General features: G+C 53.3%; 21 protein-coding genes. 3 read left to right on the top strand and 18 right to left on the bottom strand.

Annotated features, from left to right (window positions below):
* Positions 1–8: 8 nt before the first annotated feature.
* Both kdpA and kdpF read right to left on the bottom strand, forming a co-directional pair.
* Positions 9–1,703: a potassium-transporting ATPase subunit KdpA gene (gene kdpA, locus OC71_RS12795; protein WP_041069451.1), complete on the bottom strand. Its 1,695-nt coding sequence runs from the start codon at positions 1,701–1,703 to the stop codon at positions 9–11.
* A gap of 8 nt (positions 1,704–1,711) precedes the next feature.
* Positions 1,712–1,801, bottom strand: coding sequence for a K(+)-transporting ATPase subunit F (kdpF, locus tag OC71_RS12790; protein ID WP_007963673.1), 90 nt, complete (start codon positions 1,799–1,801; stop codon positions 1,712–1,714).
* Between the two features lie 426 nt (positions 1,802–2,227).
* Here kdpF and eat point away from each other — a divergent pair, with 426 nt between their 5' ends.
* The 3 genes from eat (at position 2,228) to OC71_RS12780 (ending at position 4,697) form a co-directional block, all read left to right on the top strand.
* A complete protein-coding gene (gene eat, locus OC71_RS12785; RefSeq protein ID WP_041069445.1) occupies positions 2,228–3,592 on the top strand; it encodes an ethanolamine permease in 1,365 nt (454 codons plus the stop codon).
* 221 nt (positions 3,593–3,813) lie between these two features.
* Complete coding sequence (locus OC71_RS26855; protein WP_003226857.1) at positions 3,814–3,981, top strand: DUF2897 family protein; 168 nt, start codon at positions 3,814–3,816, stop codon at positions 3,979–3,981.
* 158 nt (positions 3,982–4,139) lie between these two features.
* Entirely contained in the window at positions 4,140–4,697 is a 558-nt protein-coding gene (locus tag OC71_RS12780) for a TetR/AcrR family transcriptional regulator (protein WP_041069442.1), read from the top strand.
* Here OC71_RS12780 and fabF read toward each other — a convergent pair.
* The 16 genes from fabF to OC71_RS12700 form a co-directional block, all read right to left on the bottom strand.
* Positions 4,694–5,968 (bottom strand): beta-ketoacyl-ACP synthase II, encoded by a 1,275-nt coding sequence (fabF, locus tag OC71_RS12775; protein WP_041069440.1) that lies wholly within the window; start codon positions 5,966–5,968, stop codon positions 4,694–4,696. The genes OC71_RS12780 and fabF overlap by 4 nt on opposite strands.
* 17 nt (positions 5,969–5,985) lie before the next feature.
* On the bottom strand, positions 5,986–6,783 hold the full coding sequence (locus OC71_RS12770; RefSeq protein WP_041069437.1) for an SDR family oxidoreductase: 798 nt from the start codon (positions 6,781–6,783) through the stop codon (positions 5,986–5,988).
* Positions 6,784–6,995: 212 nt separating this feature from the next.
* Positions 6,996–7,331: a helix-hairpin-helix domain-containing protein gene (locus tag OC71_RS12765; protein ID WP_041069434.1), complete on the bottom strand. Its 336-nt coding sequence runs from the start codon at positions 7,329–7,331 to the stop codon at positions 6,996–6,998.
* Between the two features lie 110 nt (positions 7,332–7,441).
* Complete coding sequence (locus OC71_RS12760) at positions 7,442–9,436, bottom strand: nucleoside-diphosphate sugar epimerase/dehydratase (protein WP_041069431.1); 1,995 nt, start codon at positions 9,434–9,436, stop codon at positions 7,442–7,444.
* Between the two features lie 662 nt (positions 9,437–10,098).
* Positions 10,099–11,892 (bottom strand): glycosyltransferase, encoded by a 1,794-nt coding sequence (locus OC71_RS12755; RefSeq protein WP_254616414.1) that lies wholly within the window; start codon positions 11,890–11,892, stop codon positions 10,099–10,101.
* 291 nt (positions 11,893–12,183) lie between these two features.
* Positions 12,184–13,200, bottom strand: coding sequence for a glycosyltransferase family 4 protein (locus OC71_RS12750; protein ID WP_041069428.1), 1,017 nt, complete (start codon positions 13,198–13,200; stop codon positions 12,184–12,186).
* Positions 13,197–14,168: an SDR family oxidoreductase gene (locus tag OC71_RS12745; protein ID WP_041069425.1), complete on the bottom strand. Its 972-nt coding sequence runs from the start codon at positions 14,166–14,168 to the stop codon at positions 13,197–13,199. Before OC71_RS12745 ends, OC71_RS12750 begins: the two co-directional genes overlap by 4 nt.
* Positions 14,169–14,346: 178 nt before the next feature.
* Positions 14,347–15,723, bottom strand: a complete 1,377-nt coding sequence (locus OC71_RS12740) for an FAD/NAD(P)-binding protein (RefSeq protein WP_041069422.1) — start codon at positions 15,721–15,723, stop codon at positions 14,347–14,349.
* The gene (cysC, locus tag OC71_RS12735; RefSeq protein ID WP_041069419.1) at positions 15,720–16,313 is read right to left on the bottom strand and encodes an adenylyl-sulfate kinase; all 594 of its coding nucleotides are present in this window, start codon (positions 16,311–16,313) and stop codon (positions 15,720–15,722) included. Before cysC ends, OC71_RS12740 begins: the two co-directional genes overlap by 4 nt.
* A 170-nt stretch (positions 16,314–16,483) precedes the next feature.
* On the bottom strand, positions 16,484–17,830 hold the full coding sequence (locus OC71_RS12730; protein ID WP_041069416.1) for a glycosyltransferase: 1,347 nt from the start codon (positions 17,828–17,830) through the stop codon (positions 16,484–16,486).
* Between the two features lie 48 nt (positions 17,831–17,878).
* Entirely contained in the window at positions 17,879–18,811 is a 933-nt protein-coding gene (locus OC71_RS12725; protein WP_041069413.1) for an NAD-dependent epimerase/dehydratase family protein, read from the bottom strand.
* Between the two features lie 93 nt (positions 18,812–18,904).
* Complete coding sequence (locus OC71_RS12720) at positions 18,905–21,115, bottom strand: glycosyltransferase (RefSeq protein WP_254616415.1); 2,211 nt, start codon at positions 21,113–21,115, stop codon at positions 18,905–18,907.
* 8 nt (positions 21,116–21,123) lie between these two features.
* The gene (locus OC71_RS12715) at positions 21,124–22,287 is read right to left on the bottom strand and encodes an acyltransferase (protein WP_084234187.1); all 1,164 of its coding nucleotides are present in this window, start codon (positions 22,285–22,287) and stop codon (positions 21,124–21,126) included.
* Positions 22,280–22,747 carry a hypothetical protein gene (locus OC71_RS12710; protein ID WP_254616416.1) on the bottom strand — a complete coding sequence of 156 codons (468 nt, stop codon included), beginning with the start codon at positions 22,745–22,747 and terminating at the stop codon, positions 22,280–22,282. Before OC71_RS12710 ends, OC71_RS12715 begins: the two co-directional genes overlap by 8 nt.
* Before the next feature lie 122 nt (positions 22,748–22,869).
* Positions 22,870–23,931: a glycosyltransferase gene (locus OC71_RS12705; RefSeq protein WP_041069410.1), complete on the bottom strand. Its 1,062-nt coding sequence runs from the start codon at positions 23,929–23,931 to the stop codon at positions 22,870–22,872.
* Between the two features lie 2 nt (positions 23,932–23,933).
* Positions 23,934–25,613, bottom strand: coding sequence for a sulfotransferase family 2 domain-containing protein (locus tag OC71_RS12700; RefSeq protein WP_052510596.1), 1,680 nt, complete (start codon positions 25,611–25,613; stop codon positions 23,934–23,936).
* Positions 25,614–25,623: the final 10 nt, after the last annotated feature.

The raw sequence follows: 25,623 nt of genomic DNA, 5'->3' as shown, positions 1-25,623 counted from the left end.
TTGACTCCTTAGAAGCCCATGCTCAGATGTTCGGCGATTGGGCCCAATGCGAGGGTCGGCAAGAACGTCAGGCCGCCCACCAGCAAAATGGTCACGGTCAGCAGCGTCACAAACAGCGGGCCGTGGGTCGGGAAGCTGTTCTGGCCGATCGGTGCGGTTTTCTTCATCGCCAGGCTGCCGGCCAGGGCCAGTACCGGCAGGATGTAACCGAAGCGACCGATCAACATGCCCAGACCGAGCATCAGGTTGTGGAACGGTGTGTTGGCGCTCAAGCCACCAAACGCCGAACCATTGTTCGCGCTGGCCGAGGTATAGGCGTACAGCAACTGGCTGAAACCGTGCGGGCCGGGGTTGCTGATGGTCGCAGCGGGGCCAGGCAGAGCAGCGGCGATCGCGCCGAGTACCAGCACGCCCACCGGCATGACCAGCAAGGTCACCACCAGCAATTGCACTTCCCGCGCCTGCAGTTTCTTACCGAGGTATTCCGGGGTGCGGCCAATCATCAGGCCAGCGAGGAACACCGCGATCAGCACGTTGAGCAACATGCCGTAGAGCCCGGCACCGACGCCGCCGAAGATCACTTCGCCGACCATCATGTTGACCAGCGCGACCATGCCGCTGAGCGGGTTGAGGCTGTCGTGCATGCCGTTCACCGAACCGTTCGACGCCGCAGTCGTAGTCACCGACCACAGCACGGTGGCGGTGGTACCGAAGCGTGCTTCCTTGCCTTCCAGCGGCGCGGTCTGTTCGACCGCGACATTGTTCAGCGCCGGGTTAGGCTGATATTCGGCCCACAGCGACGTCGCGCCGCCGATCAGGAACAGTGCGAGCATGCAGGCGATGATCGCGCGGCTCTGACGCTGGTCTTTCACGTAATGACCGAAGGTGAACACCAACGCCACCGGGATCAGGATGATTGAAGCGACTTCGAACAGGTTGCTCCACGCGGTCGGGTTCTCGAACGGATGCGCCGAGTTGACACCGAAGAAGCCACCGCCGTTGGTGCCCAGTTGCTTGATCGCAATCTGGCTGGCCGCCGGGCCGAGCGGGATCACTTGATCGACGCCCTGCATCGTCACCGCGTTCACATATTGCGCGAAGGTCTGCGGTACGCCCTGCCATACCAGGTACAGCGCCAGCAGCAGGCACAGCGGCAGCAAGCCGTAGAGCGTGGCGCGAGTCATGTCGACCCAGAAGTTGCCCAGAGTCTTGGCCGACTTGCGCCCGATGCCACGGCACAACGCAACCAGCACCGCCAGACCGGTGGCAGCGCTGACGAAGTTCTGCACGGTAAGGCCGACCATCTGACTCAGGTAGCTGAGGGTCGCTTCACCGCTGTAGGACTGCCAGTTGGTGTTGGTCATGAAACTGACCGCGGTGTTGAACGCCTGGGTCCATTCCTGGCCTGGCAGGTTTTGCGGGTTCAGCGGCAAGTGATCCTGAAACAACAGAATCGCGAACAGCAGCAGGAAACCCGCGAGGTTGAACGCCAGCAAAGCCAGCGTGTACTTCTGCCAGCTCTGTTCAGCTTGCGGATCCACCCCGGCAATCCGATAGCAACCGCGCTCGACCGGGCCGAGGATCGGTGTCAGCCAAGTGCGCTGACCTTCCATCACCTTGTAGTAAAAGCGCCCGAGGAACGGCGCCGGCAGCAAGACCACCGCAAAAAACGCGAGGATCAGCCAATAGTCATAACTGTGCATAGCCGCTCCTAGTTCCGATCCGCGCGCAACAGCGCAACCAACAGATAAATGAACAGCCCGGCTGCCAACAGCAGGGACACCCCGTCCAGAACGCTCATGGAAGATCTCCGTGTTACGGCGTATTGCCGCGTGTGGAGGCATTGTCGGAAAGGAGGCTGTAAAGGAACGAGACCGAGGGGTGCAGCGAGGCATAAAGAAAGCGTAAAGAGTGGGTTTATGCGGGCGTTACAGCGGGGTTTTGCAGCGTCAGGTCGGGCCTCATCGCGGGCAAGCCGGGCTCCCACAGTTTTTTGCGTGGTCCGCAGAGTTTGATTCCAACGCCAAACCTGTGGGAGCGGGCTTGCCCGCGAAGACGGCAGCACTAACGACGTCGCACCCAACTGGCGCACGAAAATGTGCCCATCCGGTAATGAACATCTTGGATAACGACAGCTTTCAGCCTATTGCGACCTGATTCACAGGACTGGCACGCCCACTGCAAACGCCCTCCCCCGAGCTTTCCAAACCGTTCCGGGAGCATGCGCATGAACACACAACTCAAACCCACGCTGGGCACCTTGCACCTGTGGGGCATCGCCGTCGGGCTGGTGATTTCCGGCGAGTACTTCGGCTGGAGTTACGGCTGGGGCGTCGCCGGCACGCTGGGTTTTCTGGTGACCTCGTTCATGGTCGCCACGATGTACACCTGCTTCATCTTCAGCTTCACCGAACTGACCACCGCGATTCCTCATGCGGGCGGGCCGTTCGCCTATAGCCGCCGAGCCTTCGGTGAAAAAGGCGGACTGATTGCCGGACTGGCCACGCTGATCGAATTCGTCTTCGCCCCTCCGGCCATAGCCCTGGCGATTGGCGCTTATCTGAATGTGCAGTTTCCGGCGCTCGACCCGAAACACGCAGCGGTCGGCGCCTACATCGTGTTCATGACCCTGAACATCCTCGGGGTGAAACTGGCGGCAACGTTCGAACTGATCGTCTGCGTGCTGGCGGTGATTGAATTGCTGGTGTTCATGGGTGTGGTCGCACCGGCCTTCAGCTTCAGCAGCTTTGCCCTGAATGGCTGGGCCGGTTCCGATGTGTTCGGTGCGCCGGCGATTGCCGGGATGTTCGCTGCGATTCCGTTTGCGATCTGGTTTTTCCTCGCCATTGAAGGTGCGGCGATGGCTGCCGAAGAAGCCAAGGATCCCAAACGCACGATCCCCAAGGCCTACATCAGCGGGATCCTGACCCTGGTGTTGCTGGCGATGGGCGTGATGTTCTTCGCCGGCGGTGTCGGTGACTGGCGCACCCTGGCGAACATCAATGACCCGCTGCCACAGGCGATGAAAACCGTGGTCGGCGACAATTCCGGCTGGTTGCACATGCTGGTGTGGATCGGCCTGTTCGGTCTGGTGGCGAGTTTCCACGGGATCATCCTCGGCTACTCGCGGCAGTTCTTCGCCCTCGCCCGCGCCGGTTACCTGCCGGCGTCGCTGGCGAAACTCTCGCGTTTCCAGACCCCGCACCGCGCAATCATCGCCGGCGGCATCATCGGCATCGCTGCGATCTACAGCGACGGACTGATCAACCTCGGTGGCATGACCCTCACCGCCGCGATGATCACCATGGCCGTGTTCGGCGCGATCGTGATGTACATCATGAGCATGCTCAGCCTGTTCAAACTGCGTAAATCCGAACCCAATCTCGAGCGGACTTTTCGTGCGCCGTGCTATCCGCTGATTCCGCTGATTGCCTTGGTGCTGGCGGTGGTTTGTCTGGTGGCGATGGCGTGGTTCAACGCGCTGATCGGCTTGATCTTCCTCGGCTTCATGGCGGTCGGTTTCGGCTACTTCATGCTTACCGGTCAGTTGCGCGCTGACGCTCCGGCCGATGCCATGCTAACGGGGCGATAACGCATCATGTAGGAACTGCCAAAGGCTGCGATCTTTTGATCTTGTTTTTGAAAAGGCAAAGTCAAAAGATCGCAGCCTTCGGCAGCTCCTACAGGGATTTCGGGTACACCGGACATAACCGACCTAGAATGGAACCACTGCGAAGTCATTTCGCTCATAAGTGGTATGCAGCGTCGCTGGCGAAGCCCTCGCCCGCCAAGCTGCCATTAAGGAGAGCCGTTATGCCCTGGTATGCCTGGTTGATTCTGGTCGTTGCAATCGGCTCGATCGTTGGCGGATTGATGATGTTGCGCGACACCGCCAACAAGGTTGAACTGACCGATGAGGAACGCAAGCGCGTTGCGCAGCGCAACGCCGAAGCGGACATCAAGGACGCGCAGGATCGCTGAACGAAAAACCCCGCCGGATCAGGCGGGGTTTGTTTTTTGTGGAGCGTATTCCCCCAAGGATCATGTTGGACTCAGCCGCACGCTTTTAAGAAGTAGAAGTACAGTCACCATTTCATTTACCTTGGTTAAGATGGTGGTCTTGTTGCGGAGAGTTCCACATGCGTTACTCGCAAGATCATAAAGCTCAAACCCATCAGCGGATCATCAAGGAAGCCTCGGCGCGATTTCGCAAAGACGGCATCGGTGCTACCGGCTTGCAACCTTTGATGAAAGCACTGGGGCTGACCCACGGCGGCTTTTATTCGCACTTCAAATCCAAGGACGAACTGGTCGAAAAAGCCTTGCAGGAGGCGAGCGCTCAAGTCGATGGCCTGTGCGCCGAGATCTTTGCTCAGGAACAGCCGCTGCAGGCATTTATCGACACGTATCTTTCCGAATGGCATCAGACCTCCCCGCACGAAGGCTGCCCGCTGCTGACCATTTCTTCAGAGCTGGGTCTGCGCGGCCAGCCGAGCCCGACCAGTGATGCGGTACTCAATGCTCGACTGAGTCAAATCGAAGGCACCCTTGAGGGCGACAACGGCGCCGACCGGGCCATCGTCATCATGTCGACACTGGTCGGCGCGCTCTTGCTGTCACGCAGTGTCGCTGACGCCGAGCTTGCCCAGCGCATCCTCGACGTCACGCGCGATCACCTCAAGCAATCGCAGGACTAAGCCTGCCAACGCTTGAACAGCACACTGGCGTTTACCCCGCCGAAACCGAAACCGTTGGACAGGGCATACTCGATCGGCATCGACCGTGCCTGACCATGAACGATGTCTACACCCGCACTCGCCGGATCCGGATTTTCGAAGTTGAGCGTCGGCGGGACGACCTGATCGCGGATGGCCAACAGGGTGAAGATCGCTTCCAGTCCGCCGGCAGCGCCGAGCAAATGCCCGGTGGCGGATTTGGTCGAAGTCACGGCGATTTTATTCTCCGTACCGAACAGCGCCTTGATCGCTGCCAACTCACCAAGATCGCCCACCGGCGTTGAGGTCGCATGCGCATTGAGATGCTGCACCTGCTCCGGCGCAACACCCGCCTGAGCCAACGCCAACTGCATCGCCCGTCGTGCACCGCTGCCATCTTCCGGTCCGGCAGTGAGGTGATAGGCGTCGGCAGTGGTGCCATAACCGACCAGCTCAGCCAACGGCTGCGCACCGCGTGCCAGCGCATGCTCCAGCGATTCGATCACTAGCAGCCCGGCCCCCTCGCCCATCACGAAACCATCGCGACCGCTATCAAACGGTCGTGAGGCTCGTTCGGGGGTGTCGTTGTAACCACTGGACAGCGCCCGCGCCGCGGCAAAACCGGCCAGACTGACCCGATCAATACAGGCTTCCGCTCCGCCACAAACCGCGATGTCCGCTTCACCGGCACGAATCATCCGCGCAGCATCGCCAATCGCCTGCACCCCGGCAGCACAAGCAGTCACCGGTGCGCCGAGCGGGCCTTTCAAAGCGTGCTGGATCGACACATGTCCGGCCGCCAGATTGACCAGAAACGATGGGATGATGAACGGCGACAGACGACGCGGACCACGACTGTCCGTAGTGCGTACAGCGTCAGCTATTGCACCGAACCCGCCAACACCGGAGCCGATGATCGTTGCGGTGCGCTCCTGATCCTTGGCTTCGGACGGCTGCCATCCTGCCTGAAGCAGGGCCTGGCGTGCCGCTTCCATGGCGAACAGGATGAAGCGATCCATCTTCTTCTGTTCCTTGGGTGGCGTGGCAAGGTCCGGATCGAAACCGGCCTCGACGTCTTCCGCCGCCATGGGCACCATCCCGGCGACCCGGGTCGGCAGATCTGCGCTCACCGCGTCCGGCAAATTGCGCAAACCCGAGCGCCCGGCGAGCAAGCGTTGCCAGACCCTCTCGACGTCACTGCCCAAAGGCGAAACCAAGCCCATACCGGTGACAACAATTCGACCTTCACTCATACCACAGTTACCTCTGATCAATGCTTGTAGCGTTGGGCCGCAGAGCTGCGCGACAGGTTCGGTGCCATGACATGCCGCGCGCGCACGAAGGCCTGCCATTCACCCTCATCCGGCAGCGACGGGATGGTAATCAACTCGCCCTGATCCAGACCGGCCAGCGCCGCATCGACCATCTCGCCAGCTTCCATCACCATCTCCGCCGGAATACCGCTGGCGTCGATGCCCGAGCGTTCCCAGATTTCAGTGCGGGTAACCCCGGGCAGCACCGCTTGCACCTTCACGCCAGTGCCTTCGAGCTCGGCGTTGAGCGATTGAGTCAGGCTCAACACGTAAGCTTTACTCGCGCTGTAGGTGGCATTGAAGCGCTCCGGAAACAGCGCCACCACCGAGGCGATGTTGATGATCGTGCCACGTCCGGCCTTGGCGAAACTGGCGGCGGCTGCCGAGGCCAGCAACGTTACGGCGGTGACGTTCAACTGGATCAGACGCTCCAGTTGCTCGGCATCGGAGTTGGCCAGTAAGCCATCGGCTGCGACCCCGGCGTTGTTCACCAACAGCGTGATGCCTGAATCACTGCGCAGGCGTTGCTGGAGTTTGAGGACATCGTCCTTTTGCGTCAGGTCGGCTTTGAGCACTTCGACCTTTACACCGTGCGCTTCGCGCAACTCGCCCGCAGCGCTGTCAAGACGCTGTTGATCTCGTGCCACCAACAGCAAATCAAAACCACGCGCTGCCAGCCGCTGCGCGTAGATGGCACCGATACCGGACGATGCGCCAGTGACGACGGCCGTACCTTGAGACTGGACTGAACTCATGAGAGCGCTCCTGAAACATATTGGGAGATAGGCCTCCAACGCTCACTTGCCTGGAGGTGACGGAAATTATTATAGGCATAATCTAAAGACAATATGATACCCATAATTTTCAGCTCTCCGACAGACGCGACGGCGCTCCCTCTGTTGCATCTCTGCCACCAGAAAGCAGAAAGGCCGGTCAATGACCGGCCCCTTGGCGTTGAATAATCAGCTTAGTTCACTTCCAGCTTGTCGCGGTTGCGATCGAGGATCGCCTTGCCGATGCCCTTCACTTCCAGCAACTCATCCACCGAGGCGAATGGCCCATTAGCATCACGATACGCAACAATCGCTTTGGCCTTTGTCTCGCCAACTCCGGCCAATTGTTTTTGCAGAGTGGCTGCGTCGGCACCGTTGAGATCGACCTTTTCACTCGACGGCAATGTCACGTTATCGCTCACCATCGTTGCATTATCCGTGTTCGGGACGACGGCAGGTGCCGCGACTACAGCGATTGAAGCACTGGTGAGCAAAGCAAAAACCAGAGAGTAGAAAAAACCGTTACGCATAAATGACGCTCCATCATCGATTGAGAAAGCAGCTTTTCCGAAGCTGCTCTCCAAACTTAGGCGATGGTTGGCAGGTGTCAAAAATGCGTCTATTACAGGATGTGAAACAATCAGGGTTCGAGGCGACGCTGCTGGTAGATCCAGTCGACGATTTCGCCGTCCGGGGTGTAGCCGCTGACAGTTTCGCGCAGCAACTGACGCACTCGTGAGTAATCATCCTTTTCGACTGCGACGAGTAATTCGTGCAGGCGCCCCTTGAGTACATCCCAAGACAGGTGATCTTCATTAGCCGTCATGATCATCGGGTGCTGAGTAGCCGCCACGTTATCGCCGATCAGCAGCTCCTCGTAGAGTTTTTCTCCCGGCCGCAGACCGGTGAACTCGATGGAAATGTCACCCTGCGGATTACGCTCTGATCGTATGCTCAAACCGGACAGATGAATCATTTTCTCGGCAAGCTCGACGATTTTTACAGGCTCCCCCATATCCAGGACAAACACGTCACCGCCTTGCCCCATGGATCCGGCCTGAATCACCAACTGCGCGGCCTCGGGGATCGTCATGAAATAGCGGGTAATCTTGGGATGGGTGACTGTCAGCGGACCGCCTGTTTTGATCTGGCTGTGAAACAGAGGGATAACCGACCCCGACGAGCCCAGCACGTTGCCGAAGCGCACCATGGTGAAACGGGTTTTATTTACTCGGGAGACATTGGCACTGTCTCCAAATAATACTGGTGCGGTTTCACGACTAAGTGCCTGTAGCGTCAACTCTGCAAGACGTTTGGTACTGCCCATAACATTCGTTGGCCGCACCGCTTTATCCGTAGAGATGAGGACGAAATTCGATACTCCTGATTGCAGTGCAGCCTGTGCAGTATTGAGAGTCCCGATCACATTGTTGAGAACACCCTCTGCAATATTGTGCTCGACCATCGGCACATGCTTGTAGGCGGCAGCATGATAAACCGTGTCGACTTTCCAGGTTTTCATGGTATCCAGCAGCTTGTCCTGATAGCGAATGGAACCAAGGATTGGCAATAGTCGAACGGGAACCGCCTCTCTACATCCTCGCTGTTCCAACTCCGAAACAATGCTATACAGGTTGAACTCGCTGTGCTCGTACAGCACCAGGCTGGTAGGTCCCAACGAGAATATCTGCCGGCACAGCTCGGAACCGATCGACCCCCCAGCACCCGTGACCATTACCACCTTGCCGGTAATGCAACGTGCCAGCAGATCTGTTTGGGCCGGTACGGAGTCGCGTCCAAGCAAATCTGCAATGTCCACCTCCTGAATGTCTTCCACCCTTACGCGACCACTGGCCAGATCGGTGAAATTGGGAACGCTGCGGACGTGAAGCGGAAAACCTTCAAGCAGATTGAGAATTTCACGACGTCTGGCGCGTGTCGAAGACGGCAACGCCAGCAGTATCTCCTGGGCACCGGTTACATCAATCATCTGTTGTATATGCTTAGGCTTATAGACTTGCAGCCCAGATATAGAACGATCGGAAATACCGGGATCATCATCAATGAAGGCCACCGGACGCATCACGCGCCCCATGCGCAGAGCCGCTACAAGTTGATTGCCGGCTACACCGGCACCATAGATGGCAACCTTGGTCAAACCATCATCGCGGCTGGTAAAAGGTACGTGTTGGGCGGCCGTGAACCAGTCACCCATGAAAAACTGGCGCATACACAATCGCAGTCCACCTATAATTATCATGCTCAACCACCAATAGTTGAAAATGATTGATCGAGGTACCACTGTTTCGTGATTGCTATACCAGTAAACGACTACGGCCAAGATAAGCGAGGAAAGACTGACGGCCTTGACTATCGCTATCAGGGCATCATTGCCGAAATAACGCATGACTGCCCGATACATTCCAAAGCGGATAAACAGTGGAATGGCGATGACGGGGGCACAGGCGAAAAGCCAGATATGAGCTTTGAAAGGGTTATACATGTCATCGATACCCAGACGCACGATGAATGCCAACCAAAGGGCAACCCATACCAGAACGATATCGGTCCCCACCTGCAGCAGACGTTTCTGCTTCCGAGGTAACCCCAGCAAAACGGTCCGTACCTTATCCATTCACCCGTGCGAGCACTTGGCTCCCTCCTTAACCAGTCGACGACCAGCATTGTAACCTCAATGCATGAGCCATCATCTGAATAATTAGCTGCCTGAAAGCGAATTCACCTTCGGCGCAAACACCACATCCCAATGGCCTTACAGCATTGTTTTCTGCTGACACAATGCATCAGAAGGCCATCACTCCCCCGCATGGTCGCCGTCGTCGACTACGCATTCGCGTTTCAACTCTGGACAATTGACAACAATACAATTTGCAAAGTTGCTCTGGTCAAACCTGTCGGAATTTAAAACTCAGGTGATACGCACGTTAGATGCCGAACCGGAAGCCAAAACGACCATATTGATAATATTGCTTTCTGCGGAATCTGATAAAGACTTGCTGAAAAGTTATCGCGCGAAATCAGAGATAGCACGAACCTTTAGGGAGACTGCTAACTTGTAGAAGGAAGTTGAAGCTTTCTTACAGCAAGAGTCTGTCGAATCAATCCAATATTCTGATGGAAAAGTCGTTAGACACAAAAAGGGAAGTCACCTGAAAGATACAGCCGACTGGTGCATCTGCAAGGGGGGGAGCGCATCGAAGATTCCTCCCCCTCCCCTTTCAGGTTGCCAGCCGCAATGAGCAATGCGACCAGCGATTATCATACGTACGGATATACTTATTCGCTTTTGTTCCACGCCCCCTGCGGGCACCCCATGCGAATGTAATCTGCAAATGGATCGCTTCCTGGAATTTGCACTCCATGTTCAGCGGCATAAACAGCTGGGTTGAAATCCAAAGGCGGTGCCGGTGGATTAATACCGCTTGCCCATGCCCGGACATAACGACGTATGTCCTGTTCATCGGCTTTGAACAAGCCAGAGCCAATAATGGTTTGAACGTCGCGTCTTTCTTGGCCTGCACGTTCGGCGGCGTTAATTCCGACGACCTCAAGTGCTGCGACGTATTTATCCATGTCAAAGTAAACTTTAGAGGCATCGTGACTCTTATTGACCGCCTGCTCATACAACTCGCGGGAGTTTGCCAGTGCGAATATTTTTTGAACGGCGCTATCGACATCAAGGTAATCAGCAATGCACGACTCGCGCAATCCACAAGAGGAAAGGAAGTCGGAAATACCGGTAGCCTTGTCGAAGCAGAGCACTGGCAATCGCGCGTCGAAGGCATCAATAGCGACGTTCGGCAACGGATCAAGTCGAGATGAAATAAACAGCAGATCGGCTTCTTCATAAGCCGTTTCAATTGCAGAGGTCTCGTCCAGCATGACAAAGTTATCTTGTAATCCGGATCTTTTGATCTGATCTGCAAGGTAAACCGAGTAACCATCTTCTACATCGGGGTTGTAACCCTTACCGATCCAAACAAATCGAAATTTATCGCCACCTGGTGTAAGCATCGTCTTGATAGCGCATTGAATGAAGAGGTCGGCACCTTTACGGAAGTTTACGTAACCCGCGCCCAGAACCACGAATTTCCTGTCGATGTCACTCACCTGACGGATCCGCCCACGCAAGTATTCCGACTCTCTTGTCAACGCCTCTTCACTGACCACTTGCCCGGGCAAGACACAGCGCCCTTGAGGAATAATATGCGCAATCATGGACTCCAGGTCGGGACATGAGTCCTGCGCGCTCTCCCAGGTAATGTCTGCCGAGAAAACCTGATCGGCAGACCACAGTCTGGCATCAGCGAACACCGAACTCGAATTAGGATAAGCAGAGGCAAACTCATGAATCAATGGAATGGCAGGTACAAAATGCCGAGCCAGTGGTTCCAGAACCACGCGGCACTCCATGCTGTTGACCAGCGCAAATTTGAAGCTGAACTGGCTGCACAGTTGCTCGATAGCAAAAGCTGTATAGGGCACATTATTTTTCAGTCGCGGGCTTGCCATTGTTGCGATGGCAGCTTCCTCAAAAGCATCTAGCAGCGCTCCATGCCCAAGCAAAAGAGCGACGACATTATAATGACTGGATAAGCGCTCTACCAAGTTGAGTGCAAGTATCGGCGCCCCCGAGCGCGACGCTTCGTGACTGACAACCATAACGGTTTCCCGCGCAGGATCGAATGCGCGGGTATTGGACAGTTTGATTTCAGGCAGGGTTACAATGCGCCAGCTTTCCTGATGACCGTGATTCAAATAATGAGCGACAGGATCAATGGCGGTACCTAGATCAGGGTTGAGCTTCAGATAGAGCACCGGATCAAAGTTTTTTGGCAGCGAAACCAAATTTTTCGCATTGGACTTCGCCCGTGGCTCCTGAACTTCAACAGACTCAATAACTTTCGAAATGGGAGGAAGCTGCTCTGCCAGGTTTGCCTCAACGCTAACTGATGGAGCGGAAATTTCTGGCTTGCGCACCTGCTTCAGGGAAGCTTCGGAGCTCTTCAGGTTCTCTGAGCGCTCAGTAAATAGTCTGAACAGCTTGGGGAAAAAGCTATTGCGAGCCAAAATCTATTCCTTCTAATTGGGGCAGTTTTCATGAACGACGAGTGCCCTAAGATTACATTGTTCAGCGGTTGGAGCTGTCCAACACAATCCTCATGAACAATTTTCCAGGCAATCGAAGCGTGCTGGATGCCAACTTCGATCTAGTCGTCAACAGGTCGGGGGGATGCTCCCTGCGTACGTGCATGATACACATTTTGGAAACTATTCTGATACTTTTAGACACACAACCTCGGGAGGATGAGCCGCCATGGACGTGCCATGGCGCTCCTCCCAGAAAACGGCCATCAGCACCTAATTTTTTTCAAGCTCACCGGCCCTATATTTGACGGCGAGCCAGATAAGCGGCAGATAAGCTACCAGCAGCGCCAAAGCGCCATCCAGTTTGAAACAGACCACACAAAACGCAATCGGCAGCAGCCAAAGCAGATTGATCAGTCCGACCACAGCGGTGACGGGTAAATGCTTGCCCATCTGTCTGGATGCAAACTGATAGGCGTGACTACGATGCGCCTCGTAAATTTTTTCGCCTCGTAACAAGCGACGCATCAACGTGAATGTTGCATCCACTATGAACACACCAAGCAGGATCAGCCACCCCCAGAGCAATCCTGGATCAGCCCACGCAGCTTGAAGCGACAGCACCCCGATTACGACACCGAGAAATCCGCTGCCAGCATCCCCCATGAAAATTTTCGCAGGAGGAAAGTTCCAACACAGAAAACCTGCAGAACACACCGCTAGCAACCCCGGCGGCCATGCCAACTCTGCAAATCCACCAAGCCAGTAAATTAAAACCATACCGCCACAAGTGGTCACTGCTTCAACGCCGGCGATACCATCAATGCCATCCATGAAGTTGTAAAGGTTAAGCATCCAGACAAGATAAACAAGCGCCAGAAAATGGCCTAACCAGCCTAATTGGATACTTCCCCCCCCAACCTCCAGCGGCGCCAGACCGCCTACCCAATAAATCGCCCAGGCTGCGGCAAAAAAATGAGCCAAAAGACGCCATCGAGCGGCAACGTGACCATGGTCATCCAGAAAACCGATAATAGCGGTAATGCCACCAGCGCCAACCAATGCAATGAAAGCATCCTGTGTCATCAATCCCAAATAGAATAGAACGCACAGAGCACAGACAAGTGTTAAAACAATGGCGACGCCTCCACCGCGGGGAGTTGGAATCGAATGCGAACTGCGTTGATTGGGTATATCGATCAAGCTGCGCGATAAGGCATATCGACGCAGAAAAGCTGTTAGAGCAAAAGAAAGGACCGCTGAAACCGGAATAAGCCACCAGTAATTCATTTTTTTCGAACATCCAGAAATGGTTTCACTGTAGAGTCGATTGCGCTGCGAAAACTTACCGGCGGAACCCAACCCAACACACGCTGATTTTTAGTGATATCCACTTCCAGCGAACCAAAGATACGCTGTGCGACGGCACCTTTTCCTAAGAGTTTGGCCACAACACTCATTAGGCTAACCGGCAGCGGCAACAATATCGTCGGGCTATTCATAGCCTTTGCCAGGCTGCGCAACAACTCGGTTGTGGAAACGTCATGCCCGTCGCTGACTAGAAATGTCTGATTCGCCGCCGCAGGGTGTTCGATACACGTAACTATAAAATCAATCAGGTTTTCGAGGCTGACCAGACTACGCTTATTATTTACTGCACCAAACGGCAAAGGCACTCCACGCTGCAACCAGCGGATCATATTCAGGAAATTGGCTTTTACACCCACCCCATAAACCAGCACGGGGCGAATGATCACAACTTCCATCCCGGTAGCAAGGGCGAGATCCTTCAGTGCAAGCTCTGCCTCAAGCTTAGAGATACCATAAGGGTCAACCGGATCCGGTGCATCGTCTGCGGCGAATGCACAACCGGGCTGGGTAAACTCGCCATTCACCTTGATTGAACTGAGATAAATGAAGCGCTTCACACCGGCTTCCGCCGCCTGCCGGGCAAGGTTCAATGTAGCCTCGACATTCACCCGCCGAAACTCCGCCACAGGGTCAGCAGCAGACTCAGCCATGACATGAACCCGCGCAGCCGAATGAACCACAACATCAACGTGATTTAACGCATTTTGCCAATCGACATAAGCGGCCAAATCCGCATACATGAAACGCCGAATGGATTGAGGAAGCTCGTTACACTCTCTACGCAACGCGGCAACCAAAGAATACCGGCCACAAAGGGCTAAATGCCGAAGCAAGCCCCCTCCGAGAAATCCTGAGCCACCGGTTACTAATACTGTTTCAACTTTCATTCATCAGGCTCGTTGAAAAAGCATTGAATGTTTGATACATGCATCATGACTATTTACCACCAAGCATCCCAAACCATTGCTGGCTCGCCATATAAGTAACAGAGCCGTGCATGTGGGATTGGGGACACAAACCTGGCAATACCAGACAACCCCGCGCCCCCTATCGGATCGAATGGCCTTAACTGACTTTTGTGGCCACTCGTACGGCCAGGTCTCGCGCATATTTCCTGAGTTCTGGAACAGCAGTGGCTTCCCAGTATTGCGCCTTGAGCATTGGGCCAACATAAGTCAGCCAACTTACTGGAACGCCGTGCCGATCCAGAACAGAAAGCGACTCATCCACACAGATGCCCAGACCGAGGTTATCCATTTGAATCAGGCCTGCTTGAAGCAACTGAACAATTAAACGATCATCGACCCGAGCAAGATTCGAATTCGGCCCCGTACAATTTATGATGTGCGACACTTGTACGGGATCAATCGCCACGCCCCCCCGCCCTCCGACATGAATCCGCAAACCGTCGGATAACGCTTCAATGTTATTGATTCTACCCGCCATTGGCTTAAGCCGACCCTGCTCGATCTGCGCCGAAAAAGCGGAATATGAGGCAGGAGCAACGCGGTGGCGATGAGCATCCCAGTACACTTGCAAATGGCGAAGGAAACGTTGCCGCTCCACTGGGTTCAAGCGCGCCCATAACTGCGCGGTAATCGGCCGCACAGCCGCGATGATGTCACGCCAATCAATATCATCTTTGGCAGCGGCGCGAACCAATGAGCGCATTTGACGCAAGTAGCTCAGCACAGTTGGGGGAGAATCAAGAAGTGCTTGAGCCACATCTCCCGAGGCGAAACTCACATGTCGTGAAGAGCGATGTGGTAACGGTAGCACGCCTCGCCTTGAGAGCATGTAGACCAGTCCGCTATGCCCTTGCTGATCCAGAGTCAATGCGACATCCAGCGCAGTAAGCCCTGCGCCCAGCAACAGAACCGGTGCCTTCGGGTCGATCGGTACCTCAATGTCTCCCGACCAAGGGTCCGCAACATAACGACCCGTATCTCGGGCGGTGGACGTAATCACTGGGTTAAACGGCGAAAAGTTTCCGAATGCAAGAATTACATGATCTGCAATTATTTCCTGGCCATCTGCAATGCGCACTCGCGCCTTACCATCCTGCTCTTCGATACTGTGCGCTTCTGTAGTGATTCGTTCGAAACTGACGCCATCAGGACAATTGCGCTCGGCAGTCGCCAGTAATCCCGAGAGGTATTCGCCATAGAGCTTGCGAGGCACAAAAGATGACGACGAAGTACCCGGCAAACGCGTTTCGCAAAAACGCAGAAAATGATCTGGCTGATCAACCAGCGCTGACATATTACCTGCCGGCACATTCAGCAAATGCCGGGAGCTATTGGTTCCGTAGGCGAGTCCGCGAGCCATCTCACCAGAGCGGTTGAGCAACAAAACGCGCGTACCGGCCTTGGAGGCTTGCAGTAATTGAACGGCGGTAACCGCCCCACTAAAGCCCGCACCAATGATGATCAGAGTCTTCAAGGTTCGATCCGCCCCACCAGATAGTCCATGATTTTCGCGACAGAAGTGGGCACATCATCATCAAGGGTGTTGATGGTGATATCCGGGGTCAGCGGCGGTTCGTATGATGAGTCGATACCAGTGAAGTTTTTTATCATTCCTGAGCGAGCCTTGCCATAGAGCCCCTTGGGATCCCTGCGTTCACACTCAAGCAACGGCGTACTGATATAGACCTCAACGAAGAACTCATCACCAATCACCTTCCGAGCCAGAGCTCGATCAAGGCGAAAAGGCGATATGAAAGCACTGACTACGATAAGACCTGCATCAACGAACAACTTGGCAACTTCAGCGATTCGACGGATATTTTCCGTACGATCATCATCATTGAACCCAAGATCATTGCAAAGACCAAGACGCATGTTGTCCCCGTCCAGCAAATACGTGTGACGATTATGCTCAAGCAACGCCTGCTCCAAAGCATTGGCTATCGTCGATTTACCAGCACCACTGAGCCCGGTAAACCAGAGAACCACTGGTCGCTGCTGCTTAAGAGCACTACGCTGCTCACGATCAACGACCATCTGATGAGCGACAAGATTTTCCGTCATCGAAACCACACCGCTGTTATATCCACATTGACTGAATCTGAATCTTCAAGGCCAACAGAAAACTTGGATCTGCCTGCCTTGAATCCAAGCTCAGAATTAAGCGTGAAGAATAGACCCAGCCACTGCTCGCGCCAAGGAAAACCTCCGCACGAAAACAATAGCTGACGTTGCTAAATGGATGATTTCCATACCTGCAATAACTCATCCACATAAACAGAAACAGATTTTGGACGAGTGGAACTGGAAGATAAATTCGCCAATAAACCCTGCTCAGAGACCAAACGTTTCAGAGCTGCTTCAAGCGCCTCCACACTGCCTGGCTCATACAGTAGCCCGTCGACATTATGTGTGACTGCATCGGCTATTCCCGGCACATTGGAAGCCACAACCGGACAGCCGGCAGCCTGCGCCGAGTAAACGACCAACGGGGTGTTTTCATTCCAAACAGATGGCACGACCAGCGAGTCCAACTCACCCAGCACATTGAATATATCTTCATTGGAAAATGTGCCGCAAAACGTAATACCTTCATTACCATCAGCCAAGCGATGCAACCGGGCTACATAGTCAGGAAAGTCTGTTTGCTTGCCATAAATTTTCAACTGGACATCGCAGGGAGAAAAATGGCGCAACGCCTTCAAAAGCACATGGCAACCCTTGTGCGGCGCGAGAGTACCAATAAACCCCAATACCAAGGGGCGATCTTTCAGCGCTCGATCCCGAACGACTACCGGTCTTTCCAGATTGATGCCGTAGGAAGATCTCACCACGATGTCTGGACGCACACCATTGCGCGTCAATAGTGACTCGATCATGGGGTTGGGCGCGATAATTCCCTGCAGAAGATTCAATCGACGGACATTGCGATCTAGCCGACCATTCAGCGCTCGTACTTCATCCAGCAGCGATACGGAAGGCATCCCGGACGACCGAACAATTCGTACCAGCATATCGCTGATAACATCCGGAACGGTCGTCAGAAGCCGCCCGATCCGGTCGGGAAGCTGACTGGCGGCAAAATGCACGACACAATTCCCCGCTTCCTTGCTGGGGCCGGCACATGCTCGCCCCCCGCAACGTAGTAATTGTCCAGTAGGACAGATACTCCAGAAGTCGGTGGGGGTGTAATAGGCTGGAACACCGGCAGCGACCGCTTTTTCGATCAAGCCGGTGCCGAGACGATTGAGATGGAAAAAATGCACAATATCCGGCCTGAATTCCTCCAGCAAGTCCTGGAAAAAATCAGCAGCCAAATGATTGTCATAACCGATCTCGATTTTTGAAGTCTGATCCGCCATGGGCAAATAAGCATGCTGAAAGCGATCAACCAGAATCGAGTCGTACTGATATTGATCAAAGCGTTCGTTATCTGCGAGCGCCTCATTGGCCGGATAGCCTGTAAAGATTCGAACTTCATGCCCGAGAGATTTTAATGCACGCGCGACGGACAGCGTCAAAACCTCAGTTCCCGCAGAAAACTCAGGGAAGAACTGATGGACTGTGAGAAGTACCTTCATTTGCAACCAACGCTATCAGCGAGCAGACGGCAACTCACCCGACCACCCTCACTTCTGCTGTTCGTTCTTGGCCCACTCAAAGGTTCTAACTATCCCTTCCTTCATCGAAACTTTGGGCTCCCATCCCAACTCCTCGCGTGCCAGATCGTTGCTCAAAACGCTGACAGGGACGTCAAAAGGGCGTCCTGGCTTGTAGTTTCTGGCAACCGGCGCACCACTGACTTCTTCAATCATCGACATCAGGCTATTTAGACTGGTGCCCACACCAGAGCTGATATTGAAGACACTGGCGCTACCCGAATAGGTAGCAGCCTTGGCGAACGCCTCTGCCACATCACTGACGTGAAGGAAGTCGCGCTCGACGCTACCATCCCCCCAAACCTCGATTGGCAACCCTTTCAATACATTATGGATGAACACTCCCACCGCTCCCTGTGCGGTTTCCACGCGCTGACGCTCACCGTAAGGATTGGCAACCCGCAGTACGACGGGCTTTATGCCATAGAGATGGTTATACATCTGCAGATATTTCTCGATGGTCAGCTTGGTTATGCCATAGGAAACTTCTGGATCTGTGGGATGCTTTTCATCAATAGGGAGGTATTTCGGGGCACCATATACCGTACCTCCGGAAGAAATGAACACAATCCGGCCAACGTTGTGCGCAACCATTGCATTAAGCAGCTGCAAGCTTGCGACCACATTGCTTTGCACATCATAAACCGGATCTTCATTCGAGCTTTTTGGCAGCGTCGTGGAAACCAGGTGAAAAACAGCATCCGCGCCATCTACAGCTTTATTGATATCGCTGGTCGATGACAAATCACCTGTCATCCATTCGACACATTCATGAGGTAAAAACTTGCGATACTCAACCACGCGAGGTCTTTCAAAAACTCGAATTGAATGGCCATCCAACAACAATCGATCAACAATAGTCGACCCAATAAAACCGCCACCGCCAAACACTGTAATCTTCATAAAAACTCTCGACTTACATCGAAGCCATGACAAAATAATTGACGACAATTCATCAAAAAATGACAAAAAAAGTAACACAAAAACCAAAGAGCGTCAAGAAACCAGCACCTTCAACTTTCTCATCATCTTTTTTATCAACGGCTTTTCCAGCATATATTTAGCCCATGGGTACTTCCGAACTTCCGCGAAGAGTAATCGCAAAATTCCACCGCTCGTTGGAACTTCTGTTTTAGCTTCGTTTGTAAGGCAATGTGTGGAATAGAGATAGTCCAGATAGGACGTTACACGCCGATTTTCCAAAGCTGTCGTTGCCAGTTCCCGTGCCAGACCAGCAGGCAAGAACGGTTGAGATGAAGACGCCCTGTTGGCTTGAGCCTCATCCAGAATCTGTAGCCACTGACGGTTAGTGGCTGCGGCGGTATAGTGCGCCTCGATCAACTGCTGACACGCTTGCGCCTTACGCTCGCGCATTGGCGCATCGATCGAAAGTGTCTGCAACACACCAACATAGCGATTGACCTCATCCTCACCGTGAGGAATCAGATACCCTGTCTCCTCCCCCACCAACTCATCCTGTCCGCCTACATCTGCAACAACAGGTACAACGCCCGCTGCCATCGACTCGAGCAGCGCGACCGAAATCCCCTCATATTCCGACGGCATCAGCAACACATCGGAAATCGCCAATAGTGAAAGCCACTCGGCATGTGGTTTCGCGCCGACCACATGAACATCGGCGCCCAAATCGAATTGCCTGATCAAATCCTCGAACGCCGGACGCAATTCGCCTTCCCCGATGATCAGCGCATTGAAGCGGACACCGGCCTGCTTCAAGGCATGAAGAATCTCGGCCAATTTCAGAGGGCGCTTCTGATTGCACATGCGACCTGCAAAAATGATAGTCAGCGCATGCTCGTCCAGACCGAAACCCCGCTGCATCTCAGCTCTCTGGGCTTGAGAGAGCGAAACCGGATGCGATTTGATCCCCGTGTACATGACTCGGATCTTCGCGGGGTCTGCGTTACGCTCAGCCATCCATTCGGACAAATGACGAGTACTCACCACGTTCATGTCCAGCGCGTCCTGATAGCCCACGCCAAATCGCGGATGCCCACCATTGAGCCAGTGCATTTCCTCGGTGTGGCATAAATCCACAAACGTTGTCTTTGGTGCTTCAGTACGCAAATAAGGAAGAAGCTGGTAACCCAGTGTGCTTCCGGCAACCAGCACCGTGTCGATTTGCCTGGAGGCTATGAGGTACAGCAAGAAACGCGGAAAGTCAGACAGCGAAAGAATATTCGGCAGAATGAAAATATCCGAAGTCAGTTCTGCAAACCGATCCTGCCAACGATGATCAGCATCAAGCGTGGCACAGACAGTCACATCGGCACCACCCGTAACAAGTCCTTGTATCAGATCAATATTGACTCGGTCAGCCCCACCTTCAACCATCCAGGGCAGTAGAAACATGACTCTTCTGCCGTGCGCATTGCGTTTCAAAGAATTATTGAAGGCAACACCCTCTGGCAATGTTTCGTAAGCAGATGGATAACGTCGCTGGGGACTCGGAACAGGCTTGAGTGGCATGGTACGGGGAGCATCAACGCCTTGATGCAACGGTACGTTACGACACATTTGCAGAACTTCTGGGATAGTGAACCCCCAATAGCCGGCATCCGCTAGACGAACGAGCAGTGAAGTGAGTTCCCGACCGTCGGCCATGGGCGCGAGGCCTTCAGTCACATTCAAAATGACCGACTTGCGAATAACAATAACTCTGACTTTGGCATGAGGGTTATCAAGATAATATTTGCCCTCACTCAAATTCTGTCGTCCCGCTCCGCCCTCCGCTCCCGGAATACTCCCAAAGGTATTGCAAAAGGCAAATTCGGGATTCGACTCAAGACACCAGATTCCCTTCTCAATAAATGTCGGCTCGAGCTCCGTAGCCGGATCAGCCAACACGACATATTCAGGGTGCAACCAAATGTCATTCGTGACAGAAAGCCCTGCATGGTCACGAACCTGCACACGCTCATCTGCGGCCACTGACTGAAGAAATGCTGCAGTTACTCGCGACTCCTCGCTCCCGTCGCAACAAATCAACCACTTCCACGCTTGAAATGTCTGGCCAAGGAGCGACCGGTAAAGACTGGAGAGATCCGTAAGACCGACGCTCGAACAACTGACCACAAGGACTTGATCTTTATGAAGAGCAGATTTTTCAGTATCCAATTGATAACGGCTGACCATTCCATCAGGACCGGAAACAAGAGAGGAATCAAGATGCGCGGTGTTTGACATAAAATAACTTACTTCCCTGCGCCGAAGCGCTGAAAATCTTTTAAAAATTTGAGTTTTGAAAAACTATCGACATCACGAAGTTTCAGGAATGGCTTTTCAATAAAGGTATAGCTCAGATGAGCAAGCGCATATACACACGAAATGAAAATCGGGTAGACCAACCAGGGATTAGTATAAATACGCTCATGCAATCCATATCGATTTAGAACATTTATCACCAATATGAAAGCAAAAATATGACCAAGATAAATCGAATAGGAAATCAGACTGGTATATCTGACAAACCGATTTATCAAATCGAAACGCGATGCGCGCAAATTGAAAAACGCGGGAATTAACGCCGCAAAAAATATTGCTGAGCAGGTGAAAAACAATGACTGCTCAAACTTGCTCCCTGCTGTCCAGGGAAGCCCTTGGCGAGTCAATACGATCAGGGTGACAGCCAATACAAATGGCACATACCAAAAGCTGGAAAGACTTTGAAAAACGGGCCGGTGCCAAGTATAGAGATAGGCAATCAACACTCCGAAACCGATTGCATCCAATCGATACAGAACAACATATCGCGCATCGTCATATCGGACCGATTGAATCGGCAATCCGATACGGGCAAGGAACGGTACAAGCAAAAACACCATGATCCCGATCACAGCTGCACGTTTTATTCCGGCCCCCAAGCCGATGATCAACAACATGACCAGTGGAAAAGTGTAATAAAACCACTCTTCGACCGCCAGACTCCAAGACAGGCGGTAGAAATCCGTCATATTCCAGGCGAAGTTCTGAGCAAATACCAGATAGTGAAACTGCTCAACAAAGGTTGTCGCACCCGCCCAGTCAAATCTCAGCGAGACAAAAAAGAAAAAAATATAGAGCGGCAATGTCCTCATCCACCGCCGGTACCAGAACCCTGTAACTCCGGCAATCTTTTGCTCTCGCCAGTGTGCTGCTTCTTTCATCAGGATCCTGCCGATCAAGAAGCCACTCAGGCAGAAAAACAAGTCCACGCCGAACGTCGCAAGAAACGAAAAACCAGCCAGTACCGGATGAGGGGTCGAATGCCCCAGCATATGCCCAAACACAACGAGCAGGCAGGCAATGGTTCGACACACGTCAAGACCAAATGAGCGGTGGACATTGGAAGCAGTGTCTGTTGTTGAAAGGTTATTCATCAAGCTTCACTTCTTTATTCCACAGAATTTCACAGCAACGCCCTTCCGGCGCCCTGAACTGGCCCAAGGCAACACGTGTATTTGCGCCAGGTGAAAGCTCTACGCGATAACGGCAAGACCTGAGGCCTGCCTGATCCTTGTATTCGATCGGCTTCAAGGCCTTCAAGTTGAACTGTTGGTTTATGAACCCTTCAGGACCTGCACTGGAAACATCCGCAGGATAGGTGTGCAGGAAGAACTCATCCCCGAGCTTATCGATGTCACAGGCTTTTACTTCCAATGTGATTTCAGCACTCGTTACCATCACATCGAGGCCTTGCGGAAGAACCACCGGCGCGACTGCCGACACTGGTAAATCCGCCACCCTGCCCACTCCCGTCCAGCGCACGAATGATAGAACGCCTATGGCAATCAAGCTGAAAAAAAGGACACCGCTCAATATCTTCAGATCGACCTTCACTCGCACCCTCATCATCACAGAACACTACACTCGATAAAGCAACGCTCCGCTCAAGCTTCGAAGATAGGATTCGAAGCCCAAGACGATTCAAAGCTGGACCGATAACCGATTAGACCTTCCAGCTATAACACACGGAGCTTGCGTACTACCTTCCCAGCTAGACGGCGCAATGGACTGATAGCAATTGGCTTCGGTGCTACCGGCTCTACCGCAGCAGGGTTAAAAAAGTCTTCCTGGCCCGTGAGAGCAATAAAATCCAGATAAGTGAAGCCGTGAATAGCTTCAATTTCCGCCCGCTCTTCTGAACTGTTCATCAATTGATAGAGAAGCTCAACACCGAACAGTCGGGTGCCTGGGCAACCACCAATCTGAATTGCGAACATTGCCAACAGGTAACCGCTATTGGCACCTTGTGGCGTTACCCATCTTTCACTCTCAGGAAACGCTTCAAGAATGTCGGCTAGCGGCATTCCGATATAGTGCTTTTTCTGCAAGTACCACTCCAACCACATCCGTGCGCGCCTGTCAGGTCGCTCACCACTCTCGTTGGATTGGTCCGAGAAAATCCGGTGTAATGTCAAGCGCTCCTGAACGACGTGGATATCGGCGATCATCAGTAGCCGCGTCCACATTTCCGCGTCGTCCGTCTGCGCATTGGCGCTTCTGTACAAGCCGGCCTGTTCATAGGCAGTGCGTCTGACCAAGGCACTTGGATGGCACAACTGATTTTCGTTGAAGAACAAAGAGCGTAACCACGCCGTACGCGGTTTGTTCGGCTGATTGAACCATTCAACGACGAGCGGACGGTTATTCTCATCAATACATTGAACGTGAGAGAACACTGCGCCTACGCCCGGATTCGCATCCAGAACGGCTACTTGCTTTTCCAGCTTATCGACTTCCCAAGCGTCGTCCGAGTGATGAATAGCGATATATTCACCTGTACTCTGCGACTCGACAGCCCGGTTAATATTGTAAATATATCGACGAGTCCTGTCGTTTTGAATCTTTATGATTCGGGGATCATTATAACTTTCGATAACACCCCAAGAGCCATCTGGCGAAACATCATCAACAATAATCAGTTCCCAATCGGTGAACGTCTGATTGAGAACAGACTCGATCGCCTGGCCAATAAATTTTTCGTGATTATACGAGGTGAGTACAACCGAAACCTTTGCCACCTTTACTCTCCTTTGCGCCGTTTAACCAGCCGTCCGGCTTTGCGCAACCGGTTAACAAGACCAGCTTCGACAAAATGATGCACCGCAAGGTATCGCTTATGCTTAAGGGCAAACGCGTCACGCTCAGAAATCAGTGACGCAACATTCTGCTTTATCTTTTCCAGCTCGGCTCTTGACCACTCCAGCTGATTATTAGCTAGAGCCAAATCGCTATTTGAACGTGAAAGCTCGGAATTAGACTTAGCCAGTTCTGAATTGGACTGCGCCAGTTCGCTACCGGATTGAGCGAGTTCGTTGGTCGAATGCGCAAGCTCGGCCTTCAATTGTGCAAGCTCCGAATTCGATTGTGCCAACCCCGAATTGGCCTGTGCCAAGCTCGACTTCAGTTGAACCAGATCGGAAGTTGTTTGCACTAGTTCGACCTTCAGCTGTCCTACCTTCCACTCGGACTCCGCGAGGTCGGCCTCCAACCGTGACGTTTTATCAGTAACCCGTGCAAGCTCAGCACCCAGTTGAGCCCCCTCAGCACTATGTCTGGCGAGCTCGGTCTCCAACCGCACCCCTTCGGCATTTAGTCTTGCCAGTTCCGCATTCGATCGCTGAAGTTCGGCGTTCGAATGTGCTAGAGCAGCATTGGATTGCGTGAGCTCGGACTTCAACTGCTCAAGTTCGGCGCGAGTCGCATCGAGAGTCTGGGCTCCCGCGGCGCAGTAGCCCTGAAGATCTACCAGCTCTGCTTCCTTTTCCTTGCATAGGGACATCCAGACCTCACGCTGTTCAGCCAGCCAGTCCTTGTCCTTCAACAGCGTAGAAAATCTGGCACTGAAATGCTGCCGCATTTCGCTGATGCGTAAATGCCGCCCTCGCAGGAGTTCTATACCTTTGAGCGCCAAAGTCAGGTGCTCTTGAGAGAACTGTTCTTTGGCTGGTGGCAAATCAAGCGAGTAGCCATACACCTCAAAGTCTTTCGCATAAAGCCGCTCAATTAGCGCTTTTGACCTGGCGCTGATAAATTCCGGCAAATAAGGGATCAGACTCTCGTTAGCTCTTGAAGTGGTGAAGGGATTGACATACGCCCCCCCTAAATGAGCCCGTAATGCGTCATTTAACTCGGAGGTGTCTTCAATTTTCGACACAACGGTATAGGGAAACAATTGAGGTTTGAGCAGGTCGTATTGTGGCGCCCAGTGCCAATCCTTGAAATCATCGGCTTCAAAGGTATTCAAGTACTCCAGAAAGCACTCAAACGCTGCTGCCACATCAGTCATTGTTTCGACTGGGTACTCAACAAATGCCTGCCCTAGATACGGCTCAATCTGATACGGCTCACGCAATAATATCTTTGACTGCCAAGCAGAAAAAAGCCGCTTGTACGGGTTCCGTACCAAAGCAAAGCTAAAAAAATCGCCATTTTTGATTTCCTGCAATTGCTCCGGTGACTGCAGGCAAAGTTGCGGGGCAGCGATGCGCATCGAGTCATGAATGACAAGCTCAGGATCAGTCTCGGAACTGGTTTTAAGGTTCCGAATGGCCTCGGCAACACCTTCCAGCTCAGCGAACCACCATTTCAGAGATGTACACGCCACCTTCGGTGTTGCTACGTAGAATAATTTCCGTTCCTGTGAAACACAGCTGTTCCATGTAAAAAAATCCAATAAACGCTGGTCGTCATTGCTCGTCATTACCGTCCTC

This window comes from Pseudomonas sp. W15Feb9B (assembly GCF_000828175.1).
GTDB lineage: Bacteria > Pseudomonadota > Gammaproteobacteria > Pseudomonadales > Pseudomonadaceae > Aquipseudomonas > Aquipseudomonas parakoreensis.
The sequence above is the reverse complement of the archived record's forward strand: the minus strand, read 5'-3'. Positions and strand labels throughout refer to the sequence as shown.